This is a genomic window from Streptomyces sp. NPDC031554 (assembly GCF_055580685.1).
This window is the reverse complement of the sequence record NZ_JBVIKX010000003.1, coordinates 25,109-39,669: the sequence shown is the minus strand read 5'-3', so window position 1 is coordinate 39,669 and position 14,561 is coordinate 25,109. Positions and strand designations below refer to the sequence as shown.

Below are 14,561 nucleotides of genomic sequence, written 5' to 3'. Positions count from 1 at the left end.
GGCTGGGGGGTTCGCCCGGGGGGGGGGGGGGGGTGGGGGGGGGGGGGGGGGTGGGGGGGGGGGGCCCCCCCCCCCCCAACCCCCCCGGCCGGTCCCGGGGGACGTGCGTCCGGACCGGTGCGATCGTGCGTCCGGCCCGGTGGAACAAGGCACGCCACACCCATTCCTTATGTCGAGTTTGTCTGATTAGCGCGTATCGTCGCCGCATGCCCACGCCCTACGGATCCCGCGGCGGCATGGTGTTCGGTGCGGAGGAGCTGCGTGTGCTCCGCCGCGCCCTCGCCCTCGCCCTCCACCCCGGCCCCGCTCCGGCCGAGGACGTCCAGGACTGCCACCGTCTCGCCGCATCCCTCGACGAGGCCGTGCGCGAGGCCGCCCGGCTGCGGGCCTTCCTGGTGTCCGACCTCGCCCGGTACCGTGCCGCCCTCCCCGGCACCGTCGCCGGATACCTCACGCTCCTGGAGGAGGTGCTCGGCACCGGCCACCGGCCCGGGGCCGACGACCTCGCCGCCCTGCGCGCCCTGCGGGGCAACCCGAAGGCGGCCGCTCTCCTGGACCGCTGCCAGGTCCTCGCGGAGCAGGACGTACGCGCCCGCCCGGCCCGCCGTACGGCCCGCCCGGCCGTGCCGGCCGTGCCCGTGGTGCCGGCCTCCCGTACGCGCCTCCTGGCCCTTCCCGGGGGACGTTCCGCGACCACGGAGGAGGCCGGTTCCGGCCGTCCGGCGGTCGCCGCCGGGGAGCCGGGCCCGCGGCCCGCGCGGGAACCCGCCGAGAAGCCGGCCGCGCCCGCACCGGGGCCGGTCCCCGTGAAGCCGCGGGAGCCCGAACCCTCCCGACGGCCCGTCCCCACCCCGGGCGAGGTCTTCCCGCGGCGCAGACCCGTCCCGCCGTCCTCCGTCTCGCCGTCCACGGGCTCGCGGGAGCGGCTCGCCGTCGGCTGACCGGACGCCGCCGCACGATCCGCGCCGGCGCGGCCGGACTCCGCCGACACGGCCCGCCGTGGCGCGACCCCGCCCCGATGCCCCGTTCCTCCCTGGCTACCCTGGACCCATGGACTACGTCTCCGCGCTCCTTCCCCCCGTCGTCATGGCCGTCTTCTTCATCGGCTTGATCAGGGTGATCGTGAAGACCCAGGGCGGCACCAACAAGGCCAAGGAGGACGCGGCCGTCGACGCCGCCCTCGCGCGCGTGGAGAGCGCGCGCCGGCCCTCCGCGAACAGCGAGGCCTGACCGCGGTCAGGCCCTCGCACGCCCCGCGCGCCTCCCGGGCGCACGGCCCCGCCGTCGGGTGCCGTGCGCCCTTTTTGCGCCCTCTTGTCGAGGAAGGCGCACGTCCGGCACGCGATCGGCGTGCTCTCCCACTATTGTTCTGAGTTGTGCCTCGCCCCTTGGGAGAACTCGAAGACGCGGTCATGACGCGGGTGTGGAAGTGGAACCGCCCGGTCACCGTTCGAGAAGTCCTGGAAGACCTTCAGAAGGAACGGTCCATCGCCTACACCACGGTGATGACCGTTTTGGACAATCTCCATCAGAAGGGCTGGGTGCGCCGTGAGGCGGAAGGCCGGGCCTATCGATATGAGGCGGTCTCCACGCGTGCCGCCTACGCCGCCGCCCTGATGAACGAGGCCTGGTCGCAGAGCGACAACCCCGCCGCCGCTCTCGTCGCCTTCTTCGGGATGATGAGCGACGAACAGCGCCACGCCCTGAGCGACGCGGTACGCATCGTCCAGGGACCCGAAACTTCCGAACGCCCGGAAGCCGGGAGCGCGCGGGAGAACCCCGGGTCCCCGACGGAGACCGACGGGCGATAGCGTCCGCTCATGTCAGCACAGAGCCCTGAAGTCAGCGCTAAAGCCATCACCGTCCGCCGGGCCCGGACCAGCGATGTCCCCGCGGTGCGTCGTCTCCTTGACGCGTACGTCCGCGGCGGCATCCTGCTCGACAAAGCGACGGTGACCCTTTACGAGGACATCCAGGAGTTCTGGGTCGCCGAACGCGACGACAACGCCGAGGTCGTCGGCTGCGGCGCGCTGCACGTGATGTGGGAAGACCTCGCGGAAGTCCGCACCCTCGCGGTGAAGCCCGGACTGAAGGGTTCCGGCGTCGGCCACCAGTTGTTGGGGAAGTTGCTGCAGACCGCGCGCCGGCTCGGTGTTCGCCGGGTTTTCTGTCTGACCTTCGAAGTGGACTTCTTCGGCAGGCACGGCTTCGTGGAGATCGGTGAGACGCCCGTCGACACCGATGTCTACACGGAGCTACTGCGTTCCTATGACGAGGGCGTCGCGGAGTTCCTCGGTCTCGAACGAGTGAAACCGAACACCTTGGGCAACAGTCGGATGCTTCTGCATCTGTGATCGCCGAGTCCCATTCCGGCCGACTCGCCTTGCCCGGGTTCCCTATGTCCGAAACGCGCACGTTTCCGTACGGGGTGCGGGCGGCCGGACCCTCCCGAGGGTTTGTGTTTTCCCGGCAAAAGCGGTTTGCTTTCCGATGTACTGCAGTACTGCATATATCAGGGGTGGTGAAACGGCGGAACGCCGCAGCCCCCCGGCCCTCCCGTTATCGATGAAAGGAAATCCGGTGGCACAGAAGGTTCAGGTCCTTCTTGTCGACGACCTCGACGGCGGCGAGGCCGACGAGACCGTGACGTTCGCGCTGGACGGCAAGACGTACGAGATCGATCTCACGACCGGCAATGCGGACAAGCTGCGCAGCCTTCTCGACCCGTACGTGAAGGGTGGCCGGCGCACCGGGGGCCGCGCCTCGGGCGGACGCGGAAAGACGCGTGCCGCTGCCGGTGGCAGCCAGGACACCGCTCAGATCCGCGCGTGGGCGAAGGAGAACGGTTACGAGGTCAACGACCGAGGCCGTGTTCCCGCGACCATTCGCGAGGCCTACGAGAAGGCCAACGGCTGAGCACAGGCGCGCCGCAGCCGGACACGGTGGCAGTGCGTCGCCAAGGTGTCCACCAAGCGCACCAGGTCGGGGGCGCCCCCAACGCCCCCCAAGGCCGACATCGTCGGCAGCGAGACCTCGACCTCGCACCCTCCGACGGGGGGCCGCATCCACACCGCGGCCCCCTGCAGTGCTGTTCCGGGACGGGTCCGGCCCGGCGGCGGGGGCGCCTCGAGGACCCCGCCCGCGCCGGTCGCCGTCAGATCCAGCGGCAGCGCGTCCCACTCCAGCCACCGCAGGATTCCCGGCAGCTCCTCCGCGCTCCCCGCCGCCACCAGCAGCCGCATCCGGTCGCCCCGCACGGCGACCGGGGAGCCCGGTGCCAGATGCCGCAGCGCCGGGCGTCCCGCCTCGGCCGGCACGTCCAGGACGTCGAAACGCAGGCCCACCCGAAGTCGTACCGGCTCTCCGGGCACCGTCGCCCACCCCAGTTCGTTCTCGTACCAGCCGCGGACGCCCTCGGCCGGAGGGTCCGGATCGAGTGCCCCGCGGGAAAGAGGGACCACGGATGCCGAGGCGAGGGCCGGAGGCACGGCTGCCGGAGACGGAGACGGAGACGGAGACGGAGACGGAGACGGAGACGGAGACGGAGACGGAGACGGAGACGGAGACGGGGACGCGGCGGCGGTGGCGGGGGTGGTCCGGGACGCGGACGGAGGGAGGGGGCCGACCATGCCGAGTCCAACGGCTCCGAAGCCCCAAGCGTTACGCTGGGTGTTCCGCGAGGAGCGCAGAGTGGCGGAACGGGGGGGCGTGCGGGGCCCGGGGCGGCGCAAGGTTGTTCGCCCGTAGCGGAGGGAACGGGCGCCCACGGCATGGAGTGTCGGTGCCGGCGGGTAAGACATCCCTAGTGGGAGGGGGCGACGCGCAGGAAACGGGAGTCTCACGTTCGCCATCGGCGTACTGGCGACTGGGGTAACTGTCTGGCCTGCGGGAACATCGTCTCGCACCATCGGGTTGGAGCAGATGTCGGCGTTCGGGGTCAGGAGGCCATCGACGGTGTCGGCAGTTGGAATGAGCGGTCCCCGCTTGCGGGACTAAGCTGCGGAAGGACAGGGAGGGGAAGTTCCCCCCACTGCCTGACCGCTCTGAGGAGCGATTAACGATGTTCGAGAGGTTCACCGACCGCGCGCGGCGGGTTGTCGTCCTGGCTCAGGAAGAAGCCCGGATGCTCAACCACAACTACATCGGCACCGAGCACATCCTCCTGGGCCTGATCCATGAGGGTGAGGGTGTCGCCGCCAAGGCCCTTGAGAGCCTCGGGATTTCGCTCGAGGCGGTCCGCCAGCAGGTGGAGGAGATCATCGGCCAGGGCCAGCAGGCCCCGTCCGGGCACATCCCCTTCACCCCCCGTGCCAAGAAGGTCCTGGAGCTGTCGCTCCGCGAGGCCCTTCAGCTGGGCCACAACTACATCGGCACGGAGCACATCCTGCTCGGCCTGATCCGTGAGGGCGAGGGCGTCGCCGCCCAGGTCCTGGTCAAGCTGGGTGCAGACCTCAACCGGGTGCGGCAGCAGGTGATCCAGCTGCTCTCCGGTTACCAGGGCAAGGAGACCGCCACCGCCGGCGGCCCTGCCGAGGGCACGCCCTCGACGTCCCTGGTCCTCGACCAGTTCGGCCGGAACCTCACCCAGGCCGCTCGTGAATCCAAGCTCGACCCGGTCATCGGGCGCGAGAAGGAGATCGAGCGGGTCATGCAGGTGCTGTCCCGCCGTACCAAGAACAACCCGGTCCTGATCGGTGAGCCCGGCGTCGGCAAGACCGCCGTCGTCGAGGGCCTGGCCCAGGCCATCGTCAAGGGCGAGGTGCCCGAGACCCTCAAGGACAAGCACCTCTACACCCTGGACCTCGGCGCGCTGGTCGCCGGCTCCCGCTACCGCGGTGACTTCGAGGAGCGCCTGAAGAAGGTCCTCAAGGAGATCCGCACCCGCGGCGACATCATCCTGTTCATCGACGAGCTGCACACGCTGGTCGGTGCGGGTGCCGCCGAAGGCGCCATCGACGCCGCTTCGATCCTGAAGCCGATGCTGGCCCGCGGTGAGCTCCAGACCATCGGCGCCACCACGCTGGACGAGTACCGCAAGCACCTGGAGAAGGACGCGGCCCTCGAGCGCCGCTTCCAGCCCATCCAGGTGGCGGAGCCGTCCCTGCCGCACACCATCGAGATCCTCAAGGGTCTGCGCGACCGGTACGAGGCGCACCACCGCGTCTCGATCACCGACGAGGCGCTGGTCCAGGCCGCCACCCTGGCCGACCGGTACATCTCGGACCGCTTCCTGCCGGACAAGGCGATCGACCTGATCGACGAGGCCGGTTCCCGGATGCGCATCCGCCGGATGACCGCGCCGCCGGACCTGCGCGAGTTCGACGAGAAGATCGCCGGCGTCCGCCGCGACAAGGAGTCCGCGATCGACTCGCAGGACTTCGAGAAGGCCGCCTCCCTCCGCGACAAGGAGAAGCAGCTCCTGGCCGCCAAGGCCAAGCGCGAGAAGGAGTGGAAGGCCGGCGACATGGACGTCGTCGCCGAGGTCGACGGCGAGCTGATCGCCGAGGTCCTCGCGACCGCCACCGGCATCCCGGTCTTCAAGCTGACCGAGGAGGAGTCCTCGCGTCTGCTGCGCATGGAGGACGAGCTCCACAAGCGGGTCATCGGCCAGAAGGACGCCGTCAAGGCGCTCTCCAAGGCGATCCGCCGTACGCGTGCGGGTCTGAAGGACCCGAAGCGTCCGGGTGGGTCGTTCATCTTCGCCGGTCCGTCCGGCGTCGGTAAGACCGAGCTGTCCAAGGCACTCGCCGAGTTCCTCTTCGGTGACGAGGACGCGCTGATCTCCCTCGACATGTCGGAGTTCAGCGAGAAGCACACGGTCTCGCGTCTCTTCGGTTCGCCCCCCGGATACGTGGGCTACGAGGAGGGCGGCCAGCTGACCGAGAAGGTCCGCCGCAAGCCGTTCTCCGTCGTCCTCTTCGACGAGGTCGAGAAGGCCCACCCGGACATCTTCAACTCGCTGCTGCAGATCCTGGAGGACGGTCGTCTGACCGACTCCCAGGGCCGGGTCGTGGACTTCAAGAACACGGTCATCATCATGACGACCAACCTCGGCACGCGGGACATCTCGAAGGGCTTCAACCTCGGCTTCGCCGCCGCGGGCGACACGAAGTCCAACTACGAGCGCATGAAGAACAAGGTCTCGGACGAGCTGAAGCAGCACTTCCGGCCCGAGTTCCTCAACCGCGTCGACGACGTGGTCGTCTTCCCGCAGCTGACCCAGGAGGACATCCTCCAGATCGTCGACCTGATGGTCGGCAAGGTCGACGAGCGCCTGAAGGACCGGGACATGGGCATCGAGCTCTCCCAGTCCTCCAAGGAGCTGCTGTCCAAGAAGGGGTACGACCCGGTGCTGGGTGCGCGTCCGCTGCGTCGCACCATCCAGCGCGAGATCGAGGACACGCTCTCGGAGAAGATCCTCTTCGGCGAGCTGCGCCCCGGTCACATCGTGGTCGTGGACACCGAGGGCGAGGGCGACTCCCAGACCTTCACCTTCCGGGGTGAGGAGAAGTCGGCCCTGCCGGACGTCCCGCCGATCGAGCAGGCGGCCGGCGGCGCCGGTCCGAACCTGAGCAAGGACGCCTGACCCTCAGGGGTCGAGCACGCGAGAGGGGCCGCCCCGGGACACCCGTCCCGGGGCGGCCCCTCTCGTTGTGTTCCTCAGGACAGCTGTCCGTCGTAGTCCGGCAGCTTGAAGGTCTTCTCGGCGTGGTCGCCCGACAGGTCGGTGGCGCTGTTGCCGATGTTCGCGATGATCGTGTAGCCCTTGGACTCGATGGCGGCGCGCTGGGCGGTCTTGTAGGCGCCGACGTCCTTGAAGAGGTCGAACAGGCCGCGGACGTGGAGGCCGGAGACCTTGTAGCCGACGTTCTTGAGGTTGTAGTCGGTCACGCCCGAGATGATGCCCGGGCGGGCGGTGACGAAGAACAGGGAGACGCCGTGCTCCTGGGCGTACCTGGCGACGTCGAGGACCGGCTTGTTGGCCGGCTGCGGGTAGCTGAAGCCGAAGTCGGTCTCCAGGGCGGTGTTGTCGACGTCGAGGACGACGGCCTGCTTCTCGCCCGGCCCGGCGGCGGCGATGCGCTGCTTCAGGTAGGGCAGGGCCTGGTTCATCACCGCCAGGCAGTCCGCCTGCCAGGTGTCGTAGCCGACCTCGGCCTGCGCGGCGGCAGCGGCGGTGACGGTGGTGACGGAGGCGGTGCCGGTGGCCGTCGCGGCCTGGGCGCCGACCGGGAGGGTCATCGCGGTGACGGCGGCCGTCGCCGCGGCGGTCATGCCGATGCGGCGCGTCCAGGTGCCTCTGGTCATGGTGGGGGTCCTCTCGCGTCCAGGCGCTGCGGGTGTCGTGGGCATGCTCATCTATGAGGATGGCCTGAGGGGAACCAGCGGGTTACTGGACGGTAGAGGGCGCGGAGAGCCCCGTCACACCCCTGTGCGCGCTTCGTGGCGTGGGTCACAAGTGCCACCGGCGGTGGGGGAGTAGCCGCCGTCACATTCCGAAGTGCCTTACGGGGGGCGGCCGGTGACGTGCCGCACGGGAGCTGGATCACATACTACGCGGGATAGTGGCGAATCTCGTTCCGGCGAAAGGTGCATAACCCCCTCAACGGGGCCGCCCGGCGGGTCTGTCGCACGGGAAAGGGGGCTATGTCGGATGTGTGCGGACTGTAGGCAAGTGTTCTGTTTTGACGTGAAGTACTAGCTTCCGTCGTACATCACACGTTTGGGGCATTGCCGGGCCGCGGGTTACCAAGGAATGGCCATCCGGCGACGTCCGTACGTCGGGTGGTTCTCTCTGTCCCCGGCACCATGAGGTTTCGATGTTCCAGCGCGTCACGTTCCGTTCTTCCCTTACGCCCCAGCTCCGCACCCGCGTGGCCGTCGGCGCCGCCGCTCTCGGCGCCACGGTCGTGCTGGGAAGCGGAGTGGCGTCCGCTGCCACGCCCCAGGCCAAGGCGGCGGCGCCCGCGACCGCGGTGTCGGTGGCGAAGAAGTCCTCGGCGGCCACCTGGATCGACCCGGTGAAGAAGTACAAGCTGTCCGCCACCTTCGCCCAGGCCGGCGGCATGTGGGCCGCCAAGCACAGCGGTCAGGACTTCGCCGTGGCGACCGGCACCAAGGTCGTCGCCACCCACGGCGGCAAGGTCGTCAAGGCCGGCGGCAACGGCGCCGGTGACGGCCCCGCCTACGGCAACGCCATCGTCATCAAGCACGCCAACGGCGTGTACTCCCAGTACGCCCACCTGTCGCAGATCAACGTGAAGGTCGGCCAGATCGTCAAGACCGGCCAGCGCATAGCCCTGTCCGGCAACACCGGCAACTCCAGCGGCCCGCACCTGCACTTCGAGATCCGGACCACCCCCAACTACGGTTCGGCGGTCGACCCGGTGAAGTTCCTGCGCGGCAAGGGCGTGACCGTCTGACGACGGTGATCGACGGCCGTCGTCAGGACGGCCGCGAGCCCTGATGGGCCTGGGTGATCAGATCGACGGCGACCTCGAGGACGGCTTCGCGCTTCTCCTCGGGGTCGCCTTCGAGGTCCTGCAGGAAGAACATCCCGGCGTGCAGCGTGAAGATGGCGCTGACGCAGCGGACCTGGTCGGCGAGCGGGGCGTCCCGGTCGAGGACGATGTCGCGCAGCCCGCGCATCCGGTCCTTGAAGGACTCGCCGATCTGGAGCTCGCGGACCGTGGCCTGGTTCTCCTGCATGAAGCGGAAGAACGGGGCCGCCTCGCTGAGCGCCTGGCTGTAGCGCCGCAGGAGCTCCTGCTTGGTCTCCAGGGTGTGCGGCCGGCTGCGACCCCACTCGACCAGGTCCTCGATCGGTTTCGTCAGGTCCGTGAAGATGCTGACGATGATCTCTTCCTTGGTCTTGAAGTGGTAGTACAGGGCCGCCTTCGTGACCTGGAGGTGCTCCGCGATCTCGCGGAGCGAGGTCTTCTCGTAGCCCTGCTCGGCGAAGAGCTCCAGCGCCACGTCCTGGATGCGCTGGCGCGTGTTGCCGCGGCGTCGCTGCTTGGTGCCGTCCATGGTGACGTCCATCCTCGTACTCCTCGCGTCGCCGCGAAACCGGCAGCCGGAAGGTAAGAGTCGCTCACCTTCCGCCCAGGTGGAAACTTACTTGACGCCCGGCTAGTTACGGGTCTACTTTCCCAGTGTAGTGAACTAGCCGGGCGGCAAGTAAGTAGCCGCCCTGGGGGAGTGGGATGACGATGGCGGACACCCGAACCGTTGAGCCGGACGCCGGCGCACAGGACAAGAAACAGCAGAGCGTGCGGGTCGTGGTCCTCGCACTGATGATCACCATGATGCTCGCGATGCTCGACAACATGATCGTCGGCACCGCGATGCCCACGATCGTCGGCGACCTCGGCGGCCTCGAACACCTGTCATGGGTGGTGACGTCGTACACCCTCGCCACCGCCGCCTCCACGCCGATCTGGGGCAAGCTCGGCGACATGTACGGGCGCAAGGGCGCCTTCCTCGGCTCGATCGTCATCTTCCTGGCCGGGTCGGCGCTGAGCGGCATGGCCCAGGACATGGGCCAGCTGATCGGCTTCCGCGCCGTGCAGGGACTGGGCGCCGGCGGTCTGATGGTCGGCGTCATGGCGATCATCGGCGACCTCGTCCCGCCGCGGGAGCGAGGCAAGTACCAGGGCATGATGGCCGCCGTGATGGCGGTGGCGATGATCGGCGGACCGCTGGTCGGCGGCACCATCACCGACCACTGGGGCTGGCGCTGGGCCTTCTACATCAACCTGCCGCTCGGCGTGGTGGCCCTCGGCCTGATCACCGCCGTCCTGCACCTGCCGAAGAAGCGCTCCCGGGCCCGCATCGACTACCTGGGCGCCGTGCTGCTCACCGTCGGCATCACCTCCATCGTGCTCGTCACCACCTGGGGCGGCACCGAGTACGCCTGGTCCTCCGCGCGGATCATGGAGCTGATCGGCATCGGCGTCGCGGCGCTCGTCGGGTTCGTGTTCTGGCAGACCCGGGCCGTGGAGCCGATCCTGCCGCTGCACATCTTCCGCAGCCGCAACTTCACGCTGATGTCGCTGATCGGCTTCATCACCGGTTTCGTGATGTTCGGCGCCACCCTGTTCCTGCCGCTGTACCAGCAGGCGGTGCAGGGCGCCTCGGCGACCAACTCCGGCCTGCTGCTCCTGCCGATGCTCGGCGCGATGCTCGTGACCTCGATGGTCGCGGGCCGGATCACCACCAGCAGCGGCCGCTACAAGGTCTTCCCGGTCGTCGGCGGCGCGCTGATGGTCGTCGGGCTGTACCTGCTCTCGACGATGGACACCGGCACCTCCCGGTTCACCTCCGGTGTGTTCATGGCCGTCGTGGGCCTCGGCATGGGCTGTCTGATGCAGATCACCATGCTGGTCGCGCAGAACAGCGTCGAGATGAAGGACATGGGCGTCGCGTCCTCCTCGGCCACCCTCTTCCGCACGCTCGGCTCCTCCTTCGGCGTCGCGGTCATGGGCGCGCTCTTCAACAGCCGGGTCCAGGACGCCATGTCCGAGAGGGCCGGCGCGCTGGGGTCCAAGATCACCGAGCAGTCCGCGCAACTGGACGCCGCCGGCCTCGCCAAGCTCCCGGCCCCGGCGCGGGAGGCCTACCAGTACGCGGTGTCCGACGGCACCCACGCGGCGTTCGTCCTCGGAGCCGCCGTGGCCGTGGTCGTGCTGGTGGCGGCCGTGTTCGTCAAGGAGGTCCCCCTGCGCGGAGCCGGAGCGAAGGCCGAGGGCGCCGCGGACGAACCCACCGCCCCCAAGGCACCGGTCGTCGAGCCCGTCTGATCCGCGACGACGGGACGCCGCCGCTCCCCCTGACGGCGGTGTCCCGTCACCGTCACAGCCCTTCGAGAGGCCCCCGGCCGGTATCCGCCCCGGGGGCCTTCGGCGTGGGGCGGGCGACGCACCCGAGCGGTACGCCGCCCCACGAGGGCACCCGCTCCGGCCGGCGCCGGCCCGCCGCCCTCACGGCAGCATCGGATGGCTTCCCGTGTTCGTCGGGGCGTGTTCCGGCAGCCACAGGACGGCCACCGCACCCTCGGACGGTATGTGCGCCGGTGCCCCCGCCGGCCGTACGTTGCGGAAGGTCAGCCGGGCGCCCAGGACGCGGGCCTGTCCCGCCGCGATGGTGAGGCCCAGGCCGTGGCCGCGGCCCGCCCGGTCGCTGCTCCCGGTACGGAAGCGGCTCGGGCCCTCCGCGAGCAGGTCCTGGGGGAAACCGGGGCCGTGGTCGCGCACCCGGATGACCCGGCCCTCGACGGTGACCTGGACCGGCGGTCTGCCGTGCCGGCCGGCGTTGGCGAGCAGGTTGAACAGCACGCGCTCCAGACGCCGGGGGTCGGTGGTGACCATGGACTCGTGCACCACCCGCACCTCGGCCTCCGGGGCCTTGGCCGCCACCCGCCGGGTGACGAACTCGCCCAGCAGGATGTCCTGCAACTCGGCGCGCTCGGAGGCCCCGTCGAGGCGGGCCACCTCCAGGACGTCCTCGACGAGCGTGCGCATGGCCTTCGCCCGGTCCATCACCAGCTCGGTGGGCCGGCCCGGAGGCAGCAGCTCGGCGGCCGTCAGCAGCCCGGTCACCGGTGTGCGCAGCTCGTGCGCGATGTCGGCGGTGACCCGCCGCTCGGCCTCCAGCCGCTGCTGGAGGGCGTCCGCCATGGCGTCCACGGCGGACGCCAGGTCGTCGGTCTCGTCACGCACGACCCCGCCGATGGCGTCCCGCACCCGCACCTCCGTCTCGCCCCTGGCGACCTGGTTCGCCGCGGCCGCCGCCTTGCGCAGCCGGCGCGACAGCTGTCCACCGATCAGCACCCCGAGCGCGCTGCCGCCGAGGACGACCGCGATGGAGCCGATCACCAGGGCCTGGTCGAGGTCGTACAGGATGTCCGTGCTGCGGTCGGTGAAGCCGGTGTGCAGGGAGAGCACACGGCCGTCCTTCAGGGGCACGGCCGCCCAGATGTCGGGCGTCCCGCCGCGGTCGGAGACGAACGTGGCCCGGCGTCCCCGCTCGACCTTGGACCTCAGCTCCGACGGCAGGTCCTGGTCGTCGATCTTGATGTTGGGGAAATTGGGGCGCCCGGACAGCGCGTAGTTGCGCTGGGCGATCTGGACGCGCTCGTCGGCGAGGTCGCGTGCGTTGTCCAGCATGGAGACCCGGGCGGCGTTGTGGACGACGAGGCTGAGCACGATCGCCACCAGCGCCCCGACCAGCGCGATGGCCGCGCTCAGCTTCCACCGCAGGCCGGTGTGGATGCCCGGGCGCTCCACGCGCGCCGGGACCAGGTGCCGCAACATCCCCCGCATACCCCTGTCCGCTCAGGCCTTCAGTTTGTAGCCGAAGCCGCGGACCGTCTCGATCCGGTCCTGGCCGATCTTCGTCCGCAGCCGCTGCACGTGGACGTCGACGACGCGGGTGTCCCCGCCCCAGCCGTAGTCCCACACCCGCTCCAGCAGCTTGTCCCGCGAGAGGACGGTGCCCGGGGCGGAGGAGAACTCCAGCAGGAGGCGCATCTCGGTCGGGGTGAGCGCGACCGGCTGCCCGGCCCGGCGCACCTCCATGCCCTCGGTGTCGATCTCCAGCGCGCCGAAGGTCAGCACGCCCCCGGCGGCGGAGGCACCCGTCTCGCCCCGGTCGGGCCCGCCCGCGTGCCCGAACCGGCGCAGCACCGCGCGGATGCGGGCGACCAGGACGGCGCCGTCGAACGGCTTGGTCACGTAGTCGTCGGCGCCCGCCTCGAGGCCGAGCACGACGTCGATGGAGTCGGCGCGCGCGGAGAGCATGATCACCGGCACGGTGGACTCGTCCCGGATGCGGCGGCACAGGCTCACGCCGTCCAGTCCGGGCACCATCACGTCCAGCAGGGCGATGTCGGGGCGGTCCGCCCGGAACGCCTCCAGGCCGGACAGGCCGTCGGGCATCGCGGTGACCACGAAGCCGTCCCGCTCCAGGGCCAGCTGGGTGGCCTCGCGGATGACGTCGTCGTCCTCGACGAACAGGACGTGGGTCTGGTCTGCCATCCCGGTGCTCTCAGTCCTCGGTGGTGTCGTGGGTGCGGTGCGGTGTGGTGTGGTGTGGTGCGGCGCAAGCGGTCGCGGATCCGCCGGGGCCGTCGTGTCCTTCGTGTTCCGTATTCGTCGTGTCCGTCGGTCCGCCGGCAGGGCGGCCGTCCCTAGGGGGGACGCCCGGAGCGTCCGGTGCGTTCACTGGTTCATCGGTCCGTGAGGCCCGAACGGTTCACGCGGCGGAGGATTTTTTCGCGCGGACACGGCGGACGGGCCGTGCGACGTCGGTGCGCGGGGCCCGTCAGCCGCTCTCCGGCACCGGCACCGGCACCGGCGTCGGCACCGACGTCGCACCGTCCCCGTCGACGGCGCCGCTGTAGTCGTTGTGCCAGCTGTACTCCTTGACGAAGCGGCCCGGGGCCGCCCAGCGGTACGTGACCACGTTCTCCCCGGAGGGGCTCGAGACGGGGTCGCCCTTCTCGTACACCTGCTTGGTCACCACCAGGTCGCCGCGGTCCATCTCGGCGTAGACCGGGGGCTCCTCGGTCTTGAACACGTTCTCGTACCGGTCGCTCGTCCGGCGGTACACGTACGACCCGACGCCGACCGCGTCACCGCACGTCAGCACGTTGACGACGACGTCGCTCTCGGCGCCGCCGGTGAGGTCGCCGAAGGAGACGTCGACCGGGTACTCGTCGCCGACGCACGGTTTCAGCTCGCGCTTGACCTCCTCCGACACCTCGGGGTCGTCCTTGACGAGCCGGACGGCTTCGGTGCGGTCGAGGGCGTCGGCGGGGGTGTCCGACGGGGAGGCGGTGGCGCCGCCGACCCCTTCGACGTGCGCCGGGCCCTCGTCACGGGTGCCGGTGCCGCCGGTGGCGCACGAGGACAGGAAAAGGCCGACGGCGGCGAGCACGGCCAGCGCCGTGATCACCGCCTGGAAGGTGCCTCGGACCGGTGAGGGCCCGGCCTCGGTCAGGCCGCCGTGCAACGCTCCCGCTCCTCACGCTCCAGCGCGCGTGCGTCCAGATCGCGGGATTCCAGCTCCTCGCGGAGCCGGGCGAGCGCCCGGTGCAGCGTGCTCTTGACGGTACCGGCCGACATGCCGAGGGCGGCGGCCGTCTCCTCCGTGGACATCTGCTCCCAGTGTCGCAGGACGACGACACTGCGCTGCTTCGGAGCGAGCACCTTCAAGGCGTCCATCAGCAGGGCACGGTCCGCGTGCTGCTGGGTGGAGTCCTCCACGCGGGCGTCCGGCAACTGCTCGGTGGGCACCTCCTCCAGTTTGCGGGCGCGCCACCACTCGGTCCGCGTGTTGATCATGACCCGGCGCAGGTAGGCGTCCGCCAGCCGCTTGTCCGCGATGCCGTCCCAGCGGCCGTACGTGCGTGCCAGCGCGGTCTGAAGCAGGTCCTGGGCGTCCACCGGGTCCGGGACCAGCCGGCGGGCACTGCGCAGCAGCGCGTCCTGCCGGGTGCGGACGTACTCCTCGAACTCGAGCACCTCTCCCTGCATCATGATCAACCGCCTCCGTATCCC

At 70.2% G+C, this 14,561-nt stretch carries 15 protein-coding genes; 8 read left to right on the top strand and 7 right to left on the bottom strand.

Annotated elements, in window-relative coordinates; genetic code table 11:
* The first annotated feature begins 236 nt into the window (after positions 1-236).
* From ACZ5FU_RS08855 to ACZ5FU_RS08835, 5 genes are all read left to right on the top strand, one after another.
* On the top strand, positions 237-941 hold the full coding sequence (locus ACZ5FU_RS08855) for a hypothetical protein (protein ID WP_469045263.1): 705 nt from the start codon (positions 237-239) through the stop codon (positions 939-941).
* A 109-nt stretch (positions 942-1,050) separates the two neighbouring features.
* The gene (locus ACZ5FU_RS08850) at positions 1,051-1,230 is read left to right on the top strand and encodes a hypothetical protein (protein ID WP_451530636.1); all 180 of its coding nucleotides are present in this window, start codon (positions 1,051-1,053) and stop codon (positions 1,228-1,230) included.
* Between the two features lie 182 nt (positions 1,231-1,412).
* The gene (locus tag ACZ5FU_RS08845; protein ID WP_398095167.1) at positions 1,413-1,811 is read left to right on the top strand and encodes a BlaI/MecI/CopY family transcriptional regulator; all 399 of its coding nucleotides are present in this window, start codon (positions 1,413-1,415) and stop codon (positions 1,809-1,811) included.
* A gap of 9 nt (positions 1,812-1,820) precedes the next feature.
* Positions 1,821-2,354, top strand: coding sequence for an amino-acid N-acetyltransferase (locus ACZ5FU_RS08840; RefSeq protein ID WP_451530637.1), 534 nt, complete (start codon positions 1,821-1,823; stop codon positions 2,352-2,354).
* 226 nt (positions 2,355-2,580) lie between these two features.
* Positions 2,581-2,916, top strand: a complete 336-nt coding sequence (locus ACZ5FU_RS08835; RefSeq protein ID WP_451530638.1) for a histone-like nucleoid-structuring protein Lsr2 — start codon at positions 2,581-2,583, stop codon at positions 2,914-2,916.
* On the opposite strand, the gene ACZ5FU_RS08830 is transcribed toward ACZ5FU_RS08835, so the two are convergent.
* Complete coding sequence (locus ACZ5FU_RS08830) at positions 2,895-3,461, bottom strand: SCO3374 family protein (RefSeq protein ID WP_451530639.1); 567 nt, start codon at positions 3,459-3,461, stop codon at positions 2,895-2,897. The genes ACZ5FU_RS08835 and ACZ5FU_RS08830 overlap by 22 nt on opposite strands.
* A gap of 599 nt (positions 3,462-4,060) precedes the next feature.
* Here ACZ5FU_RS08830 and ACZ5FU_RS08825 point away from each other — a divergent pair.
* A complete protein-coding gene (locus tag ACZ5FU_RS08825) occupies positions 4,061-6,586 on the top strand; it encodes an ATP-dependent Clp protease ATP-binding subunit (RefSeq protein ID WP_451530640.1) in 2,526 nt (841 codons plus the stop codon).
* 74 nt (positions 6,587-6,660) lie between these two features.
* Here the strand turns inward: ACZ5FU_RS08825 and ACZ5FU_RS08820 are convergent, their stop codons facing one another.
* A complete protein-coding gene (locus tag ACZ5FU_RS08820) occupies positions 6,661-7,308 on the bottom strand; it encodes an HAD family acid phosphatase (protein ID WP_469045115.1) in 648 nt (215 codons plus the stop codon).
* Between the two features lie 512 nt (positions 7,309-7,820).
* On the opposite strand from ACZ5FU_RS08820, the gene ACZ5FU_RS08815 reads away from it, so the two are divergent.
* Positions 7,821-8,423, top strand: coding sequence for a M23 family metallopeptidase (locus tag ACZ5FU_RS08815; protein ID WP_451530642.1), 603 nt, complete (start codon positions 7,821-7,823; stop codon positions 8,421-8,423).
* Positions 8,424-8,445: 22 nt separating this feature from the next.
* Here the strand turns inward: ACZ5FU_RS08815 and ACZ5FU_RS08810 are convergent, their stop codons facing one another.
* Positions 8,446-9,042: a TetR/AcrR family transcriptional regulator gene (locus ACZ5FU_RS08810; protein WP_451530643.1), complete on the bottom strand. Its 597-nt coding sequence runs from the start codon at positions 9,040-9,042 to the stop codon at positions 8,446-8,448.
* Between the two features lie 170 nt (positions 9,043-9,212).
* Between ACZ5FU_RS08810 and ACZ5FU_RS08805 the strand changes: the two genes are divergently transcribed.
* Complete coding sequence (locus ACZ5FU_RS08805; RefSeq protein WP_451530644.1) at positions 9,213-10,802, top strand: MDR family MFS transporter; 1,590 nt, start codon at positions 9,213-9,215, stop codon at positions 10,800-10,802.
* Between the two features lie 180 nt (positions 10,803-10,982).
* Here the strand turns inward: ACZ5FU_RS08805 and cseC are convergent, their stop codons facing one another.
* The 4 genes from cseC to ACZ5FU_RS08785 form a co-directional block, all read right to left on the bottom strand.
* Complete coding sequence (gene cseC, locus ACZ5FU_RS08800) at positions 10,983-12,323, bottom strand: two-component system sensor histidine kinase CseC (RefSeq protein WP_451530645.1); 1,341 nt, start codon at positions 12,321-12,323, stop codon at positions 10,983-10,985.
* Between the two features lie 12 nt (positions 12,324-12,335).
* Positions 12,336-13,037, bottom strand: coding sequence for a two-component system response regulator CseB (cseB, locus tag ACZ5FU_RS08795; RefSeq protein ID WP_451530646.1), 702 nt, complete (start codon positions 13,035-13,037; stop codon positions 12,336-12,338).
* Between the two features lie 286 nt (positions 13,038-13,323).
* Positions 13,324-14,013 (bottom strand): hypothetical protein, encoded by a 690-nt coding sequence (locus tag ACZ5FU_RS08790; RefSeq protein ID WP_451781820.1) that lies wholly within the window; start codon positions 14,011-14,013, stop codon positions 13,324-13,326.
* Positions 13,998-14,540 (bottom strand): SigE family RNA polymerase sigma factor, encoded by a 543-nt coding sequence (locus ACZ5FU_RS08785; protein ID WP_451530648.1) that lies wholly within the window; start codon positions 14,538-14,540, stop codon positions 13,998-14,000. Before ACZ5FU_RS08785 ends, ACZ5FU_RS08790 begins: the two co-directional genes overlap by 16 nt.
* Between the last annotated feature and the right edge of the window lie 21 nt (positions 14,541-14,561).

What these genes read in the sequence shown, in the direction of transcription:
- ACZ5FU_RS08825 (WP_451530640.1), top strand. Translation starts at nt 4,061, where the DNA reads ATGTTCGAGAGGTTCACCGACCGCGCGCGGCGGGTTGTCGTCCTGGCT.
- ACZ5FU_RS08855 (WP_469045263.1), top strand. Translation starts at nt 237, where the DNA reads ATGGTGTTCGGTGCGGAGGAGCTGCGTGTGCTCCGCCGCGCCCTCGCC.
- cseB (WP_451530646.1), bottom strand. Translation starts at nt 13,037, where the DNA reads ATGGCAGACCAGACCCACGTCCTGTTCGTCGAGGACGACGACGTCATC.
- cseC (WP_451530645.1), bottom strand. Translation starts at nt 12,323, where the DNA reads ATGCGGGGGATGTTGCGGCACCTGGTCCCGGCGCGCGTGGAGCGCCCG.
- ACZ5FU_RS08785 (WP_451530648.1), bottom strand. Translation starts at nt 14,540, where the DNA reads ATGATGCAGGGAGAGGTGCTCGAGTTCGAGGAGTACGTCCGCACCCGG.
- ACZ5FU_RS08850 (WP_451530636.1), top strand. Translation starts at nt 1,051, where the DNA reads ATGGACTACGTCTCCGCGCTCCTTCCCCCCGTCGTCATGGCCGTCTTC.
- ACZ5FU_RS08845 (WP_398095167.1), top strand. Translation starts at nt 1,413, where the DNA reads ATGACGCGGGTGTGGAAGTGGAACCGCCCGGTCACCGTTCGAGAAGTC.
- ACZ5FU_RS08840 (WP_451530637.1), top strand. Translation starts at nt 1,821, where the DNA reads ATGTCAGCACAGAGCCCTGAAGTCAGCGCTAAAGCCATCACCGTCCGC.
- ACZ5FU_RS08805 (WP_451530644.1), top strand. Translation starts at nt 9,213, where the DNA reads ATGGCGGACACCCGAACCGTTGAGCCGGACGCCGGCGCACAGGACAAG.
- ACZ5FU_RS08820 (WP_469045115.1), bottom strand. Translation starts at nt 7,308, where the DNA reads ATGACCAGAGGCACCTGGACGCGCCGCATCGGCATGACCGCCGCGGCG.
- ACZ5FU_RS08810 (WP_451530643.1), bottom strand. Translation starts at nt 9,042, where the DNA reads ATGGACGTCACCATGGACGGCACCAAGCAGCGACGCCGCGGCAACACG.
- ACZ5FU_RS08815 (WP_451530642.1), top strand. Translation starts at nt 7,821, where the DNA reads ATGTTCCAGCGCGTCACGTTCCGTTCTTCCCTTACGCCCCAGCTCCGC.